Annotated in this window: 14 protein-coding genes, 4 tRNA genes and 1 pseudogene; 6 read left to right on the forward strand and 13 right to left on the reverse strand. The window is 58.4% G+C overall.

Translation table 11 applies throughout. The features are described 5' to 3' along the window. Window positions 1–207 precede the first annotated feature (207 nt). From ACNYC6_RS05890 to ACNYC6_RS05905, 4 genes are all read right to left on the reverse strand, one after another. The gene (locus tag ACNYC6_RS05890) at window positions 208–987 is read right to left on the reverse strand and encodes an ABC transporter permease (RefSeq protein ID WP_338585293.1); all 780 of its coding nucleotides are present in this window, start codon (window positions 985–987) and stop codon (window positions 208–210) included. Beyond that, complete coding sequence (locus ACNYC6_RS05895) at window positions 984–1916, reverse strand: ABC transporter ATP-binding protein (RefSeq protein WP_419711500.1); 933 nt, start codon at window positions 1914–1916, stop codon at window positions 984–986. Before ACNYC6_RS05895 ends, ACNYC6_RS05890 begins: the two co-directional genes overlap by 4 nt. A gap of 133 nt (window positions 1917–2049) precedes the next feature. After that, complete coding sequence (locus ACNYC6_RS05900) at window positions 2050–2673, reverse strand: glutathione S-transferase family protein (RefSeq protein ID WP_419711501.1); 624 nt, start codon at window positions 2671–2673, stop codon at window positions 2050–2052. Between the two features lie 43 nt (window positions 2674–2716). Further along, window positions 2717–3376 carry a transglutaminase-like domain-containing protein gene (locus ACNYC6_RS05905; protein ID WP_419711502.1) on the reverse strand — a complete coding sequence of 220 codons (660 nt, stop codon included), beginning with the start codon at window positions 3374–3376 and terminating at the stop codon, window positions 2717–2719. 248 nt (window positions 3377–3624) lie between these two features. Here ACNYC6_RS05905 and ACNYC6_RS05910 point away from each other — a divergent pair, with 248 nt between their 5' ends. Further along, a complete protein-coding gene (locus ACNYC6_RS05910) occupies window positions 3625–6072 on the forward strand; it encodes an acyl-CoA dehydrogenase (RefSeq protein ID WP_419711503.1) in 2448 nt (815 codons plus the stop codon). A 74-nt stretch (window positions 6073–6146) separates the two neighbouring features. Further along, window positions 6147–6554, forward strand: a complete 408-nt coding sequence (locus tag ACNYC6_RS05915; protein WP_007972361.1) for a PA2817 family protein — start codon at window positions 6147–6149, stop codon at window positions 6552–6554. A gap of 59 nt (window positions 6555–6613) precedes the next feature. On the opposite strand, the gene ACNYC6_RS05920 is transcribed toward ACNYC6_RS05915, so the two are convergent. Next, window positions 6614–7612: a LysR family transcriptional regulator gene (locus ACNYC6_RS05920; protein WP_419711504.1), complete on the reverse strand. Its 999-nt coding sequence runs from the start codon at window positions 7610–7612 to the stop codon at window positions 6614–6616. Window positions 7613–7703: 91 nt separating this feature from the next. Here ACNYC6_RS05920 and ACNYC6_RS05925 point away from each other — a divergent pair, with 91 nt between their 5' ends. The 3 genes from ACNYC6_RS05925 (at window position 7704) to ACNYC6_RS05935 (ending at window position 9834) form a co-directional block, all read left to right on the forward strand. Further along, window positions 7704–8330 carry an alanyl-tRNA editing protein gene (locus ACNYC6_RS05925; RefSeq protein ID WP_419711505.1) on the forward strand — a complete coding sequence of 209 codons (627 nt, stop codon included), beginning with the start codon at window positions 7704–7706 and terminating at the stop codon, window positions 8328–8330. A 93-nt stretch (window positions 8331–8423) separates the two neighbouring features. Further along, complete coding sequence (locus tag ACNYC6_RS05930) at window positions 8424–9194, forward strand: 2OG-Fe(II) oxygenase (protein ID WP_419711506.1); 771 nt, start codon at window positions 8424–8426, stop codon at window positions 9192–9194. A 1-nt stretch (window position 9195) separates the two neighbouring features. Beyond that, window positions 9196–9834 (forward strand): LysE family translocator, encoded by a 639-nt coding sequence (locus ACNYC6_RS05935; RefSeq protein ID WP_419711507.1) that lies wholly within the window; start codon window positions 9196–9198, stop codon window positions 9832–9834. A gap of 116 nt (window positions 9835–9950) precedes the next feature. Here ACNYC6_RS05935 and ACNYC6_RS05940 read toward each other — a convergent pair. The 4 genes from ACNYC6_RS05940 to ACNYC6_RS05955 all read right to left on the reverse strand — a co-directional run bounded on the left by ACNYC6_RS05940 (window position 9951) and on the right by ACNYC6_RS05955 (window position 10363). After that, window positions 9951–10026: transfer RNA gene (locus ACNYC6_RS05940), tRNA-Gly, on the reverse strand. Window positions 10027–10029: 3 nt separating this feature from the next. Next, window positions 10030–10105 (reverse strand) — tRNA-Glu (locus tag ACNYC6_RS05945). 104 nt (window positions 10106–10209) lie between these two features. After that, window positions 10210–10285, reverse strand: a tRNA-Gly gene (locus tag ACNYC6_RS05950). Window positions 10286–10287: 2 nt separating this feature from the next. Next, window positions 10288–10363, reverse strand: a tRNA-Glu gene (locus tag ACNYC6_RS05955). Between the two features lie 386 nt (window positions 10364–10749). On the opposite strand from ACNYC6_RS05955, the gene ACNYC6_RS05960 reads away from it, so the two are divergent. Beyond that, window positions 10750–11508: a hypothetical protein gene (locus ACNYC6_RS05960; protein ID WP_338585279.1), complete on the forward strand. Its 759-nt coding sequence runs from the start codon at window positions 10750–10752 to the stop codon at window positions 11506–11508. Window positions 11509–11645: 137 nt separating this feature from the next. Here ACNYC6_RS05960 and ACNYC6_RS05965 read toward each other — a convergent pair whose 3' ends face one another. The 4 genes and pseudogenes from ACNYC6_RS05965 to ACNYC6_RS05980 all read right to left on the reverse strand — a co-directional run bounded on the left by ACNYC6_RS05965 (window position 11646) and on the right by ACNYC6_RS05980 (window position 16023). Continuing rightward, entirely contained in the window at window positions 11646–12527 is an 882-nt protein-coding gene (locus ACNYC6_RS05965; protein ID WP_419712916.1) for a methyl-accepting chemotaxis protein, read from the reverse strand. Between the two features lie 27 nt (window positions 12528–12554). After that, window positions 12555–13610 (reverse strand): annotated as a pseudogene (locus tag ACNYC6_RS05970) (methyl-accepting chemotaxis protein); the annotation flags it as partial. Between the two features lie 108 nt (window positions 13611–13718). Further along, window positions 13719–15104 (reverse strand): PLP-dependent aminotransferase family protein, encoded by a 1386-nt coding sequence (locus ACNYC6_RS05975; RefSeq protein WP_419711508.1) that lies wholly within the window; start codon window positions 15102–15104, stop codon window positions 13719–13721. Window positions 15105–15261: 157 nt separating this feature from the next. Next, entirely contained in the window at window positions 15262–16023 is a 762-nt protein-coding gene (locus ACNYC6_RS05980; RefSeq protein WP_419711509.1) for an SDR family oxidoreductase, read from the reverse strand. Window positions 16024–16257: the final 234 nt, after the last annotated feature.

The following is a 16257-nucleotide window of genomic DNA, read 5'->3' on the forward strand; positions in this document are numbered from 1 at the left end:
CCAAAGTAACTCGGCAGCGCCTACATCAGGCGTGGAACATTCGTAAGATCTGGTCGGCTGCCAGGCCGTCATCGCCAGCAGGCTGGCCCCCACAAGGGAACGGCGTACACCCAAACAGGCCGAGCGTTAGCTCGGCTGCCGCTTTTAATCCACCCACCCCATCGGCAGGCTGAGTGGAGGCGTTCATCCGCAACCCAAATCTCCCCCTTAGGTCCGCATCCCCCGCCCACTTACCAACAACCGCGCACACCCAAAATACAGAACCACCGTCGCCACCACCATAAAGGCAATCGCCACACTGATCCGGATATCCGAAACCCCAAGAATGCCGTAACGGAAAGCGTTAACCATATGCAACACAGGGTTGGCCAACGACACGGTCTGCCAGAACGGCGGCAGCAGCGTGATCGAATAAAACACCCCGCCCAGATAGGTCAACGGCGTCAGCACAAACGTCGGGATGATCGAAATGTCATCGAAGTTGCGCGCAAACACGGCGTTGATGAAACCCAGCAGCGAGAAGATCGTCGCCGTCAGCACCACCACCAGAATGGTCACGCCCAGGTGATGCACCTGCAAATCGGTAAAGAACAGCGACAGCAGCGTCACGATGACCCCGACCATCAACCCGCGCAGCACGCCACCGAGGGTGTAGCCGATCAGAATAGTGTGTGGCGAAACCGGCGAAACCATCAGTTCTTCGATGGACCGCTGAAACTTGCTGCCAAAGAAACTCGACACCACGTTGCCATACGAGTTGGTGATCACCGACATCATGATCAGCCCCGGCACGATGTACTCCATGTAGGTGAAGCCACCCATGTCGCCGATCTGCCGGCCGATCAGGTTACCGAAGATCACAAAGTACAGCACCATGGTGATGGCAGGCGGCAGCAGGGTCTGCGGCCAGATCCGGGTAAAGCGCCGGACTTCACGGTAAACGATGGTGTTAAGGGCAACGAGGTTGGGTTGCAGCTCGGAACTCATACCGCCACCTTCGACAGATTTTTCTCCACCAGGGACACGAACAGCTCCTCTAGGCGATTGGTTTTATTGCGCAGGCTCAGCACTTCAATGTTTTGCTGCGCAAGCTGAGTGAACAACGCGGTGATCCCCATGGACTTGTCCACCTGGACCTCGAGGGTGTGACCATCGAGCAACCGGGATGGATAGCCGATCAACTGCGGCGGCGCACTCAAGGTGTTTTTTAAATCCAGCAGGAAGGTCTCGACATGCAACTGGCCAAGCAACTGTTTCATGCTGGTGTTTTCGACGATGGTGCCGTGGTCGATGATGCCGATGTTGCGGCACAACTGTTCAGCCTCTTCCAGATAGTGCGTGGTGAGGATGATGGTGATGCCTTTCTGGTTCAGTTCGGTGAGGAAAGTCCACATCGAGCGACGCAGTTCGATGTCCACGCCCGCAGTCGGTTCGTCGAGGATCAACAGGCGCGGTTCGTGAACCAGCGCACGGGCGATCATCAGTCGGCGCTTCATGCCGCCGGACAGTGAACGCGACGGCACATCACGCTTGTCCCACAGGCCGAGCTGGGTCAGGTATTGCTCGGCGCGTTCCTTGGCGACTTTCGACGGGATGCCGTAGTAACCGGCCTGGGTCACGACGATGTCGAAGGTCTTTTCGAACTGGTTGAAGTTGAATTCCTGCGGCACCACGCCGATGGAGCGCTTGAGCTGCGCAGGATTCTTGTCCAGGTCGTGACCGAAGATATTCACCGTGCCGCTGGTCTTGTTCACCAGGGTCGAGAGAATGCCGATGGTGGTGGATTTGCCAGCGCCGTTGGGGCCGAGCAAGGCGAAGAAGTCACCTTCGGCGACGTCCAGATCGATACCACTCAAGGCCTGGAAACCGTTGCCGTAGGTTTTGGTTAGCTGCCGGATGGACAGAGCGGAACTCATATCGGATTTACGCACCAAGAAGGGAAGAAAGGGATAAGTAAGGGCGGGCGGCGAGCAATGCAACCGCGGCGCATGAACGCAATGGTGCTTGCCGCCGCCGCACAAGTACAGTCAAGTGTGTCGATAGTAGGTATTAAGTCAACGCGGTCATAACGGCCTTGCGATACGCCGGACGCTGTTGCAACCGTGCGTACCAGGCCTGCAGATGAGGCAGCGGCGCACGCTCGATCGGCATCTCGAACCAGGCATAAATGAAACTGCCGAGCGGAATGTCGCCCATGCCGATCTCGTCGCCGGACAGGTATGGTTTAGTCGACAACGCCTGATCGGCCATTGCCAGCAAGCCGTCGCACTCCTTGATCGCAGCCTTGATGGCGGGCCAGTCCTGCTGATCTGCCGGAGTACGCAACACGCCCCAGAATACGGTGCGGAACGGGCCGGCGAAACTGGAAGTGGTCCAGTCCATCCACTTGTCAGCGGTAGCGCGCGCTTGCACATCCGCCGGATACCACACGGTATCCGGCGCATGTTTGGCCATCAGGTAGCGCACGATGGCGTTGGATTCCCACAACACGAAACCGTCGTCTTCGATCACCGGCACGCGGCCATTGGGGTTCATGGCACGGTACTCGGGCGTATCGACAACACCGAAGGCACCACCCGCGTCGATCGCTTCATAAGCCAGCCCCAACTCCTCGGCGGCCCACAACGGCTTTCTCACATTCGATGAATTTTTCCGACCCCAGATCTTCAGCATGACCGCCTCTCGATTGATGAATGCGCAGGCAGCATACGCCGGATCAGGCGCGACTCAAATCGCTCTGCATGTCTCCCAGCAGTGGCGACAGTTGTTCGCCGAACAGATGCGGGTAGCACTTTTCCAGGTGCTCGAAAAAGAACGCTTCAGGCACATCGGCAAACTGGCCGTGATCGACGAGGTACTCCATCAGTTTCTCGCCATCACGGTTGAACGGGTGGAAAACGCTGTCATTGATGCCATCGAATTCCAGCGGTGCCACATTGAACAGCTCGCAGAGTTTCTGGTTGAACGCGGGGGTTACTTTGACCCAGCGATCCTGCAGGTAGAACTCGGTGTAGCCGTGCATGGCGAACATGTCGCTCTTGAGCAGTTCGAGCAGGCGCGGCGTCGACAAATGATTGCGCACATCCGCCAGGCCGATCCGCGCCGGGATGCCGCAATGCCGCGCGGCACCGGCGAGCAATGTGGCTTTGGGTACGCAGTAACTCTCCCCGGTGGCCAACGCGTAACTGCCGCACAGGGTCTGCGGATCGCGACTGAAAGTGTACGGGTTGTAGCGCACTGCCTCGCGCACGGCGTAATAAAGACTGATCGCCTGCTCGATCGGGTCGCGACGGCTGCCACGGTGTTTTTCGGCGAACTCCACCACGCTGGGGTGGTCACTATCGATGAAGCGGCCGGGGCTTAGGTACTCGTGCATGGGGGCGATCTCCTGGGGGAGCCTCGAGTCTAGCGAGAGGTTCAGCACAGAGATAACGACGTTTCGGCCAAACATGGACGCTTTGCCGCCCGTTCAATGAACGATTTCCCAGGCCCATTGCCAACCGGGCCTACAAAAATCATCCGGGGTTTCCCACGATTTCAATCACCTCGCTCTGACCACCCCGATTTACGGATGCCGTCTAAGCTCTGTGGGTTGGTTCGCCCTGGTTTCACGGAGGATTAAATATGCTGCTGTTGTGGATACTGGTTCTGGTTGTCGGGATAGCTTATTTAGCCCACCGTCGCATCTCGCCGCTGCCTGCCCTGGGCATCGTGGCTGTCTACCTGCTGGCAATGGGCATATTGAGTCACGCACCGGGCTGGCTGCTGCTGATTTTCTGGGTGCTGACCGCCGCTGTGGCGGCACCGCTGCTATTGCCTGATTTGCGTCGCAAGCTTTTCAGCGCGCCGATGTTCAACTGGTTCCAGAAAACCCTGCCGCCCATGTCGCAAACCGAACGCGACGCTATCGAAGCGGGCACTGTCTGGTGGGATGGCGAATTGTTCAGCGGGCGCCCGGACTGGAACAAATTGCTGTCCTACCCCAAAGCACAACTGAATGACGAAGAGCAGGCCTTCATCGATGGCCCGACCGAAACCCTCTGCGGCATGGTCAGCGACTGGCAACTCGGTCAAACCATGGACTTGCCGGAGGAAGCCTGGACGTACATCAAGGACCAAGGCTTCTTCGCCCTGATCATTCCCAAGGAATTTGGCGGCAAGGGTTTTTCGGCCTACGCTCACTCGCAAGTGGCGATGAAACTGGCGAGCCACAGCGGCGACCTCGCCTCTACCGTGATGGTCCCCAACTCCCTCGGTCCCGCCGAACTGCTGCTGCATTACGGCACCGATGAACAACGCAACCATTACCTGCCACGTCTGGCGCGCGGCGATGATATTCCGTGCTTCGCCCTCACCGGCCCACTGGCCGGCTCCGACGCTGGCGGCATGCCCGACACGGGGGTGATCTGCAAAGGTGAATGGCAAGGTCAGGAAACCCTCGGCCTGCGCCTGAACTGGGAAAAGCGCTACATCACCCTTGGCCCGGTGGCCACCCTCCTCGGCCTCGCGTTCAAGGCCTACGACCCGGACCATCTGCTGGGTGATAAAGAAGATTTGGGCATCAGCCTCGCGCTGATCCCCACCGATCTTCCTGGTGTGGAAATCGGTCGTCGCCACCTGCCATTGGGCGCTGCCTTCATGAACGGCCCGAACGCCGGCAAAGACGTGTTCGTCCCGCTGGAATTCCTCATCGGCGGCCAGGAAATGCTCGGTAAAGGCTGGATGATGCTAATGAATTGCCTGTCGGTCGGGCGTTCGATTTCCCTGCCGGCGGTGGGCACCGGCATGGCCAAGTTCACCAGCCTGGTGACCGGCCAGTACGCGCAGATTCGCGAACAGTTCAACGTGCCGATTGCCGCGTTCGAAGGTATTCAGGAAGCGATGGCGCGCATCGGCGGCAACGCCTGGATGATGGATGCCGCGCGGATGCTGACCGCCAACGCGGTGGACCTCGGCGAAAAACCGTCGGTGTTGTCGGCGATTCTCAAGTATCACCTCACCGAACGTGGCCGCGAGTGCATCAGCCATGCGATGGACGTACACGGTGGCAAGGCGATCATCGAGGGACCGAACAACTACCTTGCACGCAAATGGAACGGTGCGCCGATCTTCATCACCGTGGAAGGTGCGAACATTCTGTCGCGCAACCTGATGATCTTCGGCCAGGGTGCGATTCGCTGCCATCCTTTCGTGCTCAAGGAAATGGCGCTGGCCACCCGTGAGGACAGGGATCAGGCGCTGGTCGAATTCGACGGCCTGCTGCTCAAGCATATCGGCTTTGCCGTGGGTAACGCGGCCAGCACGCTGGTGCTGAATCTCGGTTTCGGTCATCTGGAACAGACGCCGGGCGACAAGCTCAGCCAAGGTTATTTCCGCGCGCTCAACCGTCAGGCGGCGGCGTTCGCACTGCTTGCCGACCTCAGCATGATGCTGCTGGGCGGCGAACTGAAACGCCGCGAACGCCTGTCGGCGCGCTTGGGTGATGTACTGAGCAACATGTACTTGGCCAGTGCCGCGCTCAAGCGTTACAACGACCTCGACGCACCGCAATACATGGAACCGCTGTTTACCTGGGCCATGGAGGAAAGCCTCGGTCAGGCCGAGCGGGCCATGGATGAACTGCTGAACAACTTCCCGAACAAAGTGCTGGCGTGCCTGTTGCGGGTGATCGTGTTCCCGTTCGGTCGTCGCCACAAAGGGCCTTCCGACAAGCTAGGTGCACAAGTGGCTGCGGTCATCGGTCGGGCCGAGGGCGATCCGGCACTGGAGGAGGTTCTGCTCGGTTGCTATCGCCCACAATCCGAGGAAGACCCGGTTGGCGCCCTGCAACATGCCTTCAACCTTTTGAGCGCCGCACAACCGCTACAGAAAAAACTGCACGTCGCGCTCAAGAGCGGTCAGGTCAAACCGGTCGCTGGCGAGCATGTCATCGACGCCGCGCTGGAGGCTGGGGTGTTGCAACCCGTGGAAGCTCAAACCCTGCGTGAAGCCGAGGCGGCGCGGCGCAAGGTGATCGATGTCGATGACTTCGACAAAGATGAGCTTGCAATGGCACAAGGGAAGGTCCGCTGATCCACCCAAGCATGTAAAAACGGGCGCAGGCGCTTTATACTCCCGCGCCCGTTTTGCTCTTGAGGACTTATCTCGTGTCCAACATCGTTGCCGATCATCTCGTATTGCTCGACCACCTGCGCAGCATCCTGGTCGCCGTAGGTGAGGCCGAACAGGTTCCCGACGAAAGTCATGCCTTGTTCCTGGAGCGCTTCGACGAACTGCTTGCACTGCTGCCGGTCGACCCGATCGAAAGCCAGTACCTGGGCCAGGACATCCTGTGCCAGGTCATCACTCGCTACCCGCAAATCGCCCACCTGGTCCCCCGCGACCTGCTGTGGTACTTCGCCGGTGACTGCCTGCACTACATGCCCGATGATGAAATCGACCTGTATCAGGCGCTGGAAGAACGTCGTTTCGAAGCCGAACAGAACGACGAACCGTTTGACTGGAATCAGGAAAAACAGCTGCTGGCGTTGTCGAACCAGGACAGCAAGCACTGATCCACGATCAGAAAATATCAAGGCCCGCACGGTGAACCCTGCGGGCCTTTTTTATGCTTTCAAAACAAGCCGTCACTCTCGGGCAACTCATACTCCGATACGGCCGTTATCAATCGGCCGGACTTGCCTGGTTTGCCCAACGTCGGCTCCTTGGCCAGGCACTCCACCAGGTAATCAATCGTCACCCGTATTTTGGGAGGCAGGTATCGGGTTGGCGAATGCAGCAACCAGGCGCCTCCGTGGTAGGACGCCAAGAAGGTCCAGTCCGGTAAAACTTGTACCATCAACCCTTTCTCCAAGGCACGGCGCGCCGTGAAATACGGCAGGCTGCCAATGCCGATGTGCTGCAATACCGCGCCAAAACGGACTCCCGTGTGATTGGCGGCATATCGCCCGCGTACGCCGACAGTGACCGTTTTACTGCCTTTCTTGAATTTCCAGCGCGCATCGCTTGGAGTTTCACCCAGATAAATGCAGCTATGGTTGAGCAAGTCATGGGGGTGAGTCGGCGTTCCGTGTTCGGCCAGATACTCCGGAGTCGCGCAGAGCAAATGGTCGATCGTCAGCAACTGCCGCCCCACCAACCCCGCAGGCGGCCGATCGGTGATGCGAATTGCCAGGTCGACGTGATCGTCGATCAAATCCACCTGACGATCCTCAAGCAACAGCTCCACATCCACTTTAGGATACCGGCGCAAAAACTCCGGCATATGCGGGTGAATCACGATCCGGCCCACCGCTTTGGGCACGCTGATACGCACCACGCCCTCGGGCTCATCGGTGAATTGGCCGCTGATTTCCATGACTGAACGAGCGGCGTTGACCATCTCCTGACAACGCTTGAATACCTCCTCGCCCCCATCGCTCAAACGCAACTTGCGCGTGGTTCGCTGCAGCAGGCGTGTGGCGAGGGCTTTCTCCAGCCGCGAAATACTGCGGCTGACCGCCGAGGGTGAAGAACCCAGCTGGCGAGCCGCCTCGGAGAAGCTACCGGTCTCGACGACCTTGACGAAAATCGCCATTTCACCCAGCAGCGGCAGTGGAAGATTTATGCTCACAACGCAACAGTCCTTTGATGTTTGAACGGATTATCACGCTATTCGACGCTTCATATAATAAAAAATAGAAATTTGATTACGAGCATGGAACATGACGCTTCGCCTCTTTTTCCATAGTGATGACCTCAGGGCCAACGTGGAAGTCCTGGAATGTACGCCCCACGAGAACGAATTCGCCGTGGTGTTGCGCGCAACATTGTTCCACCCCCAAGGCGGCGGACAACCCTGTGACACCGGCCGGATCGGCGAAAGCCAGGTGTTGCGAGTCGTTCAGGACCCGGACCGGATCATCCATTTTGTCGACCGCCCGGTAAAAACCGGCATGACCCGGATTTGCGTCGACGAACAACGTCGCCGTCTCAACACGCGCCTGCACTCTGCAGGTCATTTGATCGGGCACTTCGTCCAGGCCATGGGCTGGATGCCGATCAAGGGCCATCACTGGCCTGGTGAAGGACGCGTGCAGTTCAAGCCTTCCGAATCGGCACAGGAGGTTGAAGTCCAGACCCTGCAAAACGGCATTCAGCAGTGGATCGCCCACGACTTGCCGCGCCTGACATCGTTGCGCGAAGGCGCGCGGGAAATCGGCTTTGGAGAACTGCCCGCCTACGGTTGCGGTGGCACTCACGTACGTAGCCTGAAGGATCTGGGCACGGTCACGATCGAATCCCTTTCGCAGAAGAAAGGGACGCTGTCCGTCCACTACCACGTGGATTGAGCCTTTGGACAATGGCGCCAATGCCATTGCCCGACTCCGGGGGGAGCCAGCATTCGCAGGCTTCGTCGACTCTCTGATAGATGGACCTAAGACATGATGCTTGACGTCGAATGTCTCGATGAGACGTGCATAAAAAAACTGGCCAACGAAGAAGTCCTCGCCATCCGCGTCAAAGGCTGGCTGCCCTCGCCATTGGCAATCCAGATCGGCGACAGAATCCTCGCGCCGGGATTTGAAGGCTATATCAACGCGCCGAGCATCGGTCGTATCGGCATGGCGTTTTATGAGGCGGAAAACCAGCCGCTGCTGATCGAGGACTATTTCGAACGCGCCACCCGCAACATCGCGGAACTGCGCAACCGTTGCGCGCCCTACGCGTCGCCGGTCGACACCCTGCGCTGCATGCTCGACGAGTCCTGGCCGGCCGGTGCGCAACTGGAAAACCTCTACGGCCGCAAGATGTACGTCGGGCTCTCCCGCGTTGTGAAACCCGGCGTGTGTTTTCTCGCCCATCACGACATTTTCGCCAAGGACGCCCCGGACAGTTTTCAAGCCAGAAGCCTGGAAGCGCAGTTCGCCTGCAATGTTTACCTGAACATGCCCGCCAGGGGCGGTGCATTGCAGATATGGGACGACGACATCTCCCCGGAACAGTTCGATGAAATGCGTGGCGACAGTTACGGCATCGACCCGGCTCTATTGGGTACTCCGACCCTGGAAATTCTCCCCGCGCCCGGGGATTTCATCATGTTCAATTCACGCCGCATGCACTCGGTGACCCCGGGTGTGGCCGATCCACGCTTGAGCCTTTCCTTCTTCGTCGGCTATCGCGGCACTGCTTCCCCCCTGACCTTCTGGAGTTGAGATGCTTTCGAATTACCTGGGCGAGTTCCTGGCGCTGGCGACCATCCACTTCCTGGCCGTGGTCGCCCCCGGACCGGATTTCGCCGTAACCATCCGCCAAAGCGTGCGCTTCGGTCGCTGGGTGGGAATCTGCACGGCGCTGGGCATCGGTGCCGGCATTTCCGTGCACGTGCTGTACACCTTGCTGGGCGTCGGCGCCTTGATGCACACCACCCCTTGGTTATTGACGATGGCCAAGGTCGTGGGCGGTGCCTACATTCTTTACTTGGGCGTGAGTCTGTTGCGTAGCCAACCCAAAACCGTTCTGGAAGGCGAAAAAGACACGAATGAACCGGTGGTTGAACAAACACTGCTGACGGCGTTTACCACCGGTTTCCTGACCAATGCCACCAACCCCAAGGCGACCCTGTTTTTCCTGGCGATTTTCACCACCCTCATCAGTGCTACGACACCGCTGCAGATTCAGGCGCTGTACGGAGTGTGGATGTGCTTTGTGAATGCCTTGTGGTTTGTGATCGTGGCGCTGTTCTTTTCCAATCCCCGGGTCAGATTGCTGTTCATGCGCATGGGCCACTGGTTCGAACGCAGCATGGGGGTGATTTTGATTTTGTTTGCCGGGCGGTTGATGCTGTCGATGTAAAAACTGCCGACACGAAAAAGGCCCGCTCAGTCAGACTGGTGGGCCTTTTTAATATTGCGCATACAAATCGCGCACAAACAAAAACGCCGCTCAATGAGCGGCGTTTTTGTTAAATATGGAGCGGGAAACGAGACTCGAACTCGCGACCCCGACCTTGGCAAGGTCGTGCTCTACCAACTGAGCTATTCCCGCAAATGGCGTCCCCTAGGGGACTCGAACCCCTGTTACCGCCGTGAAAGGGCGGTGTCCTAGGCCACTAGACGAAGGGGACACGCTGCCCGGAACACATGGTGTGTGTTTCGGTGCCCAGATCCGCATCCGAAGACTTGGTTCTGGTTTCACTCAGCCCTGCCCGAAAGCAACGCTGTTTAAAAATGGAGCGGGAAACGAGACTCGAACTCGCGACCCCGACCTTGGCAAGGTCGTGCTCTACCAACTGAGCTATTCCCGCATTGGCGTCCCCTAGGGGACTCGAACCCCTGTTACCGCCGTGAAAGGGCGGTGTCCTAGGCCACTAGACGAAGGGGACACACTACAACATTCACTCCCTGCTTCGTTTCGCTGTGTGCTTTACGCTGCAAGTGGCGCGCATTCTATGGATGGATTGAGAGGTCGTCAACCCCCTGATATAAATTTATTTAAATCAATGACTTCGCCCTGCTTTCCGGCCCCAATCCGGATTTTCCGTCGCCCGGTGTTTGGCGCCTATATTCTGACACTCACCAAGGCGTTATAGTCGGCGCCATCAATGATGGCAATATGCTCTACAGATGCCAGCATTTATATAAGCAGACAGCGGCCGATACAGATTGAGCCACATCGATCCAACTCGTCGAGCGGCCCTGGGCGCTTATACAGCAAGCCACTACACTCGCACGCGAACCCTAAGAAGAGGTCTTACCGGTGACACCACTCATGATCACCCTGCTCGTCGTAGCCGGGATCGCATTATTGATCGCCATTGGCTACATCAACCATGTGGTGGAAAACAATAAGCTGGAAAGGGCCCGTACCAAGGTTGAACTCAACGATCGTCTGCGTCGTTGCGGTGAGATCACCGAAACCTTCCCCGGCCAATTGATGACACCGGCGCTCAAGTTGCTGCTGACGCGCCTGGAATTGAATGTTTGCCAACGCCTGCTGAACCTGGAAAAAACCAGTTCCAACCTCAAGGCCCGGATTACTGAACTGGAAGCTCTGGTGGGCCAAGGCGAATCGATCCCGGTCAACAACCCGCCGGCACCGATCCAGACCGAAGCCAAGGCCAAGGATGTACGCTTCCTCCTTGAAGCCTTGCACGGCCAGATCACCCGCGCGGCACAGGACGGCTTCCTGCCGCCCAACGAAGCCAAGCGCTGGATCCGCGAGGTCCGCCATATTCTGGTGCTGCTGCACATCGAGTTCTTCAACAACCTTGGCCAGCACTCCCTGCAACAGAACCAGCCCGGTCAGGCACGCCTGGCGTTCGAACGCGGTGCGCAATACCTGCGCAAACAGCAGGAACCACAGATCTACGCCGAACAACTGGAGTACCTGGAAAAACTCCTGGCCCGCGCCAACGCACAAGTCATGGACCGCATTGCCCCGGTAGAAGGCGAAGTGAACCAATTGACCGAAGGCCTCAAAGACGTTGAGGCGGATGCGGACTGGAAGAAGAAAGTGATCTACGACTGATCAGCGACAAAAGAGAAAGCCACCGGGAGGTGGCTTTTTTTGGGTTGAGATTTGGTTGGGTGAGCACACCGCCGCAACGGGTTGGCTGCCAGGTCGTCATCGCGAGCAGGCTCACTCCCACAGGGTCGGTGCAGGCATCAAAGCCTGAAATGCCCCACCATCCCCTTCAACTCAACCCCCAACTGCGCCAGCTCGATACTCGACGCCGCATTCCCCTGCATCGCCAGTGAAGACTGATCTGCACTGGCCCGAATACTCGTGACACTGCGATTGATCTCCTCGGCCACCGAACTCTGCTCCTCGGCAGCCGCAGCGATCTGCTGGTTCATCTGCTGAATCAACGACACCGCTGCCGCAATACTACCCAACGCACTCTCTGTCTGCAGCGCATCGCTGACCGCCAGTTTCACCAACTCGCCACTGCTCTGGATCTGCTGCACCGACGTCTGCGCAGCCGAGCGCAAGGCGCTGACCAGCCGCTCGATTTCCTCGGTCGATTGTTGAGTCCGCTTGGCCAATGCCCGCACTTCATCGGCCACCACCGCAAACCCCCTGCCCTGCTCGCCGGCTCGTGCAGCCTCGATGGCGGCATTGAGCGCCAGCAGATTGGTTTGTTCTGCGACACTTTTGATGACGCCGAGCACTGTGCCGATGTTCTGGATTTCCGCGCTCAGGCTTTCAATGCTCGAACTGGCCGAAGTAGCCGAATCCGCCAGTTGCTCGATCCGCGCCATACTCTGGCGCACCACATGCTGACCGCTTTCAACCTTGCCATCCGCCGTTTGCGCCGCCACGGCGGCTTCCTCGGCATTACGCGCGACATCGTGCACGGTGGCTGTCATCTGGTTCATCGCAGTGGCGACCTGTTCGGTTTCTTCCTTCTGGCTGCTGACTTCAAGATTGGTCTGTTCAGTCACTGCCGACAGCGATTGCGCTGAAGTGGCCAGTTGCTCGATGCCGGCCTGCAAACCGCTGACGATATGGCTCAGCCCTGCGCCCATCTGCTGCATCGCTTGCATCAACTGACCAATCTCGTCGCGGCGGGTCACGTCGATGGTCCCGCTCAAATCCCCCGAGGCGATCTGTTGCGCTACAGAAATCACACTGCGCAGCGGCCCCACGATCAACCGGGTGATGACCCACGCGGCAATCAATCCGACCAACAAAGCCAGAGCCGAAGAGCCAATGATCAGCAGCGAGTTCTTTTTCAGTTCGGTCTGCATCGACTGGTCTTCGGCGACATAGGCCTGGTCCACCCGCTCCACCACTTGGGCAGCGCGTTGATGCAATTGCTGATAGACGGTTTTTTCTTGCTCCAGCAGGCCGGTGTACTCGGTGAGTTTGTCGCTGAAACTGGCGATATGGCCGATCACTTCATTGAGGACGGTCTGGTAGCCCTCATCCTTGACCGTGGTTTTCAGCTCTTCAGCCTGAGCCAGTGCCTGACTGGCCTGTTCGATCTTGCCTTGTCCCGCGCTGTCGTCGCCCTTGCGGCTCTGGTCCAGACGCACGCGCGCTTCGTTCATGGCTTGCAGCATCAACCGGGAGACCTGGCTGACCTGATTGGCCTGCTCGATGAATTGCGCACCGTCCTTGCCCTCGGAATCCTTCAAGGTGTAGGTGCCGTCATCGGCAAGCCCGGTCTGCAACACATCGAGATTGTTGGCTACACTGGACACCGACCAACTGGCCATTTCCAGTGCGAGGTCCTTGGCCTGGCTGAGCGAGACAAACTCGTCGAACGCCTTGCGATAGGCGCCGAGGGACTGTCCGACATCGTTCATCACCGGCACATTTGCCGCAGACGCGGCCTTGAGTTCGTTCGCCAGAGCGATCAAGCCATCGACGCCTTCATGCAGGGCATCGACGGTTTTCGGGTTGCCGTGCAAGGCATACTCCTGCTCCAGCAGGCGCACCTTCAGCAGACCGTTGTTGAGCGACGACATCTGCTTGAGCCCGTCGAAACGATGGCTGATGGTTTGCAGGGACCAGACGCCGATGGCCGCCACCAGAGCGGTCAACAACAGCACCAGCACAAACCCGATACTCAGTTTTTTTGCCATACCGAGGTTGGCAAAACGTCCTTGCGCGGCCGAAATCATTGCACTTAGTCCCCTGCCATTTTCTGTAGATGCAGATTCGCAATGGGCCTGTGGCAACACAAGTCTCTGGCATCGGAATAATGGCAAAAAGCTACGTCTGCGTCGTTTTCAGAACGCTTGAGGTCGATCCCGAGCGGTGGCCTGAAAAAATGCCCGGGCTCGCGGATCGCAGGCACACGCCACATTGATGCGCAGCCATTCATTGGCCGCGCCAGCAGGGTCAAATGCCGTCGCCGATGACAGCACGACGCCGAACCGTCGGGCCTGTACCCGCACCTGAGCGTAGTCCGGCAGCCGCGATCGCGCCCAGATGAACAGACCTCCCGTGGGCTTGCCGAAAACCTCCCAATCAGCGTCTTCGAGCTGCTGCAATGCCGCCTGTCGATCGTTGTTCAAGCGCTGGCGCTGGCGCTGCACCAATTTGCGGTAGGCGCCATTGGCCAACAGACAGGCCAGAACAGACTCGCAAAATCTTGAGGCGCCCAAACTGCTGATCATCTTGACCTCGGCCAGTTGCGCAATCACTTCGCTAGTGGCCACCACAAAACCGACTCGCAGGGAGCTGCTGAGGGTTTTGGAATAGCTGCCGACGTAGATCACGCAGTCATCCAGTGCCGCGAGGCGCTTGCCGGGGCCATTGTGCAGGTCTGCATAGACGTCGTCTTCGATCACCTGCACACCGTGTTCTTTCGCCAGTTGCAGCACCTGCTGCGCCACCCCCGATGTCAGGCTGCAGCCGGTAGGGTTGTGGTGGAAGCTATTGATGAACAATCCGCGTGGCCGATGTTTCAGCAGCAACGCTTCCAGCGCTGCAACGTCCGGCCCCTGCGGCGTTCGTGGGACTTCGAGCATGGTGACACCGTGCAACCTGAGCAGATCGAACAGCATGGGGTAACCGGGGCTTTCCACCACCACGCTGTCACCCGGCTTGAACAACACTCGCACGATCAAGTCCAGGGCCTGGCTGGCGCCCGAAGTGGTCAGGATTTGACTGTCCTCAACGCTGATATCCAGCCGTTTCAGGCGTTTGAGAATCTGCCTGCGCAAGGCAGGCAAACCCAGCGGCGTGCTGTAGTTGAACAGACCGGCCATGTCGGTGCGACTGACCTGACGGATCGCGTAAGCCAGGTCGTCCGTTTCACGCCAGCTTTCGGGTAGCCCTCCACCACCCAGTTGCAACTCACACGAGGGAGCGCCCTCCTTGTCCTCAGCCCCTTCGAAACACACAGCCTGCGGATGCCCCTGAGCAGCCGCAGCCGTGGCCGCCACGACAAAACCCGCGCCATGACGCGACGCCAGCACACCCTGCGCGACCAGACGCTCACAGGCCTCGGCGACACAAGACTGACTGAGCAAGTTGATCCGCGCGATTTGTCGTACCGAAGGCAATCGCGCACCCGGCTCCACACCATTGCAACGGAGCCAACAGGTTAGCGCTTCGACAATTTGCTGGACGACCGGCACGAGGGCCTGTCGATCGATTCTCAATTCCATGAGCAAGAAACTCCTGTGCATTCTGCGCAAAGCAGTTAATCACAGGAGCGCTGAAAGGGATGTGCGACAACGCCGCCAAAACCCTTGGTTTTAACCATTTGAAACACACTGCCTGAAACTGCAGGTTTCATGTTTTCTATGGATTTCGCGTCTCTTTTTAGAACGCTGTGACCCCACCATCCACAGCCAATGAATGGCCCGTGGTAAAGGCAGCCCCATTGCTGCACAGGTACAGCACCGCGCTGGCGATTTCCTCGACTTTACCGATGCGGCCCACCGGGTGCATCGCATTGGCGAACTCACCTTTCTTCGGGTCGGCTTCATAGGCGCGGCGGAACATGTCGGTGTCGATCACCGCCGGGCATACGGCATTGACGCGGATTTTTTTCTTCGCGTATTCGATGGCGGCGGATTTGGTCAGGCCGATTACCGCATGTTTGGAGGCGGCATAGATGCTCATCTTCGGCGCAGCACCAAGCCCCGCCACCGAGGCCGTGTTGACGATCGCGCCGCCACCCTGGGCCAGCAACAGCGGCAACTGGTATTTCATGCACAGCCATACACCTTTGACGTTGACGCCCATGATCGCGTCGAACTCGTCGACAGAACCGTCGGCCAACTTACCCTTTTCGATCTCGATGCCGGCGTTGTTGAAGGCATAGTCGAGACGGCCGTAGGTATTGACCACTTCATCCATCAGATTCTTTACATCGCTTTCCAGCGTGACGTTGCAACGCACGAAGGTCGCTTCGCCGCCCGCCGTACGAATCAGCGCCACTGTGCCTTCGCCGCCCGCCGAGTCCATGTCGGCCACCACCACCTTCAAACCTTCAGCGGCGAACGCCTGGGCAGTCGCCCGGCCAATACCATTGGCGGCACCCGTCACTACGGCTACCTGGCCGGAAAACGTCATGCTCATTGTTTTGTCCTCGAAGAGAAGTTTTGCGGGGGATCGCGTTTTCCCAGTCTAGCCATGGCAGCACACGACGCGGCAGCACTATCAGAAGGCCGGTTGGGCGCCCATGAATTGCAGTGATGGAACTACCGTACCAACTATCACTGTACTGGATCAGCCTGCATTCGCCGCATCAGCCAAACTTGCGGCATCGCCCATGAAGGTCTATCAACAAGGCTTCATTCATCTTGAGTGCCT

Source organism: Pseudomonas sp. NFX224, from assembly GCF_048565165.1.
Lineage (GTDB): Bacteria > Pseudomonadota > Gammaproteobacteria > Pseudomonadales > Pseudomonadaceae > Aquipseudomonas.

Bases quoted from the DNA above. Each gene is read 5' to 3' on its own strand.
- ACNYC6_RS05890 (WP_338585293.1), bottom strand. From the start codon at position 987: ATGAGTTCCGAGCTGCAACCCAACCTCGTTGCCCTTAACACCATCGTT.
- ACNYC6_RS05895 (WP_419711500.1), bottom strand. From the start codon at position 1,916: ATGAGTTCCGCTCTGTCCATCCGGCAGCTAACCAAAACCTACGGCAAC.
- ACNYC6_RS05900 (WP_419711501.1), bottom strand. From the start codon at position 2,673: ATGCTGAAGATCTGGGGTCGGAAAAATTCATCGAATGTGAGAAAGCCG.
- ACNYC6_RS05905 (WP_419711502.1), bottom strand. From the start codon at position 3,376: ATGCACGAGTACCTAAGCCCCGGCCGCTTCATCGATAGTGACCACCCC.
- ACNYC6_RS05910 (WP_419711503.1), top strand. From the start codon at position 3,625: ATGCTGCTGTTGTGGATACTGGTTCTGGTTGTCGGGATAGCTTATTTA.
- ACNYC6_RS05925 (WP_419711505.1), top strand. From the start codon at position 7,704: ATGACGCTTCGCCTCTTTTTCCATAGTGATGACCTCAGGGCCAACGTG.
- ACNYC6_RS05930 (WP_419711506.1), top strand. From the start codon at position 8,424: ATGATGCTTGACGTCGAATGTCTCGATGAGACGTGCATAAAAAAACTG.
- ACNYC6_RS05935 (WP_419711507.1), top strand. From the start codon at position 9,196: ATGCTTTCGAATTACCTGGGCGAGTTCCTGGCGCTGGCGACCATCCAC.
- ACNYC6_RS05960 (WP_338585279.1), top strand. From the start codon at position 10,750: ATGATCACCCTGCTCGTCGTAGCCGGGATCGCATTATTGATCGCCATT.
- ACNYC6_RS05965 (WP_419712916.1), bottom strand. From the start codon at position 12,527: ATGCAAGCGATGCAGCAGATGGGCGCAGGGCTGAGCCATATCGTCAGC.
- ACNYC6_RS05975 (WP_419711508.1), bottom strand. From the start codon at position 15,104: ATGGAATTGAGAATCGATCGACAGGCCCTCGTGCCGGTCGTCCAGCAA.
- ACNYC6_RS05980 (WP_419711509.1), bottom strand. From the start codon at position 16,023: ATGAGCATGACGTTTTCCGGCCAGGTAGCCGTAGTGACGGGTGCCGCC.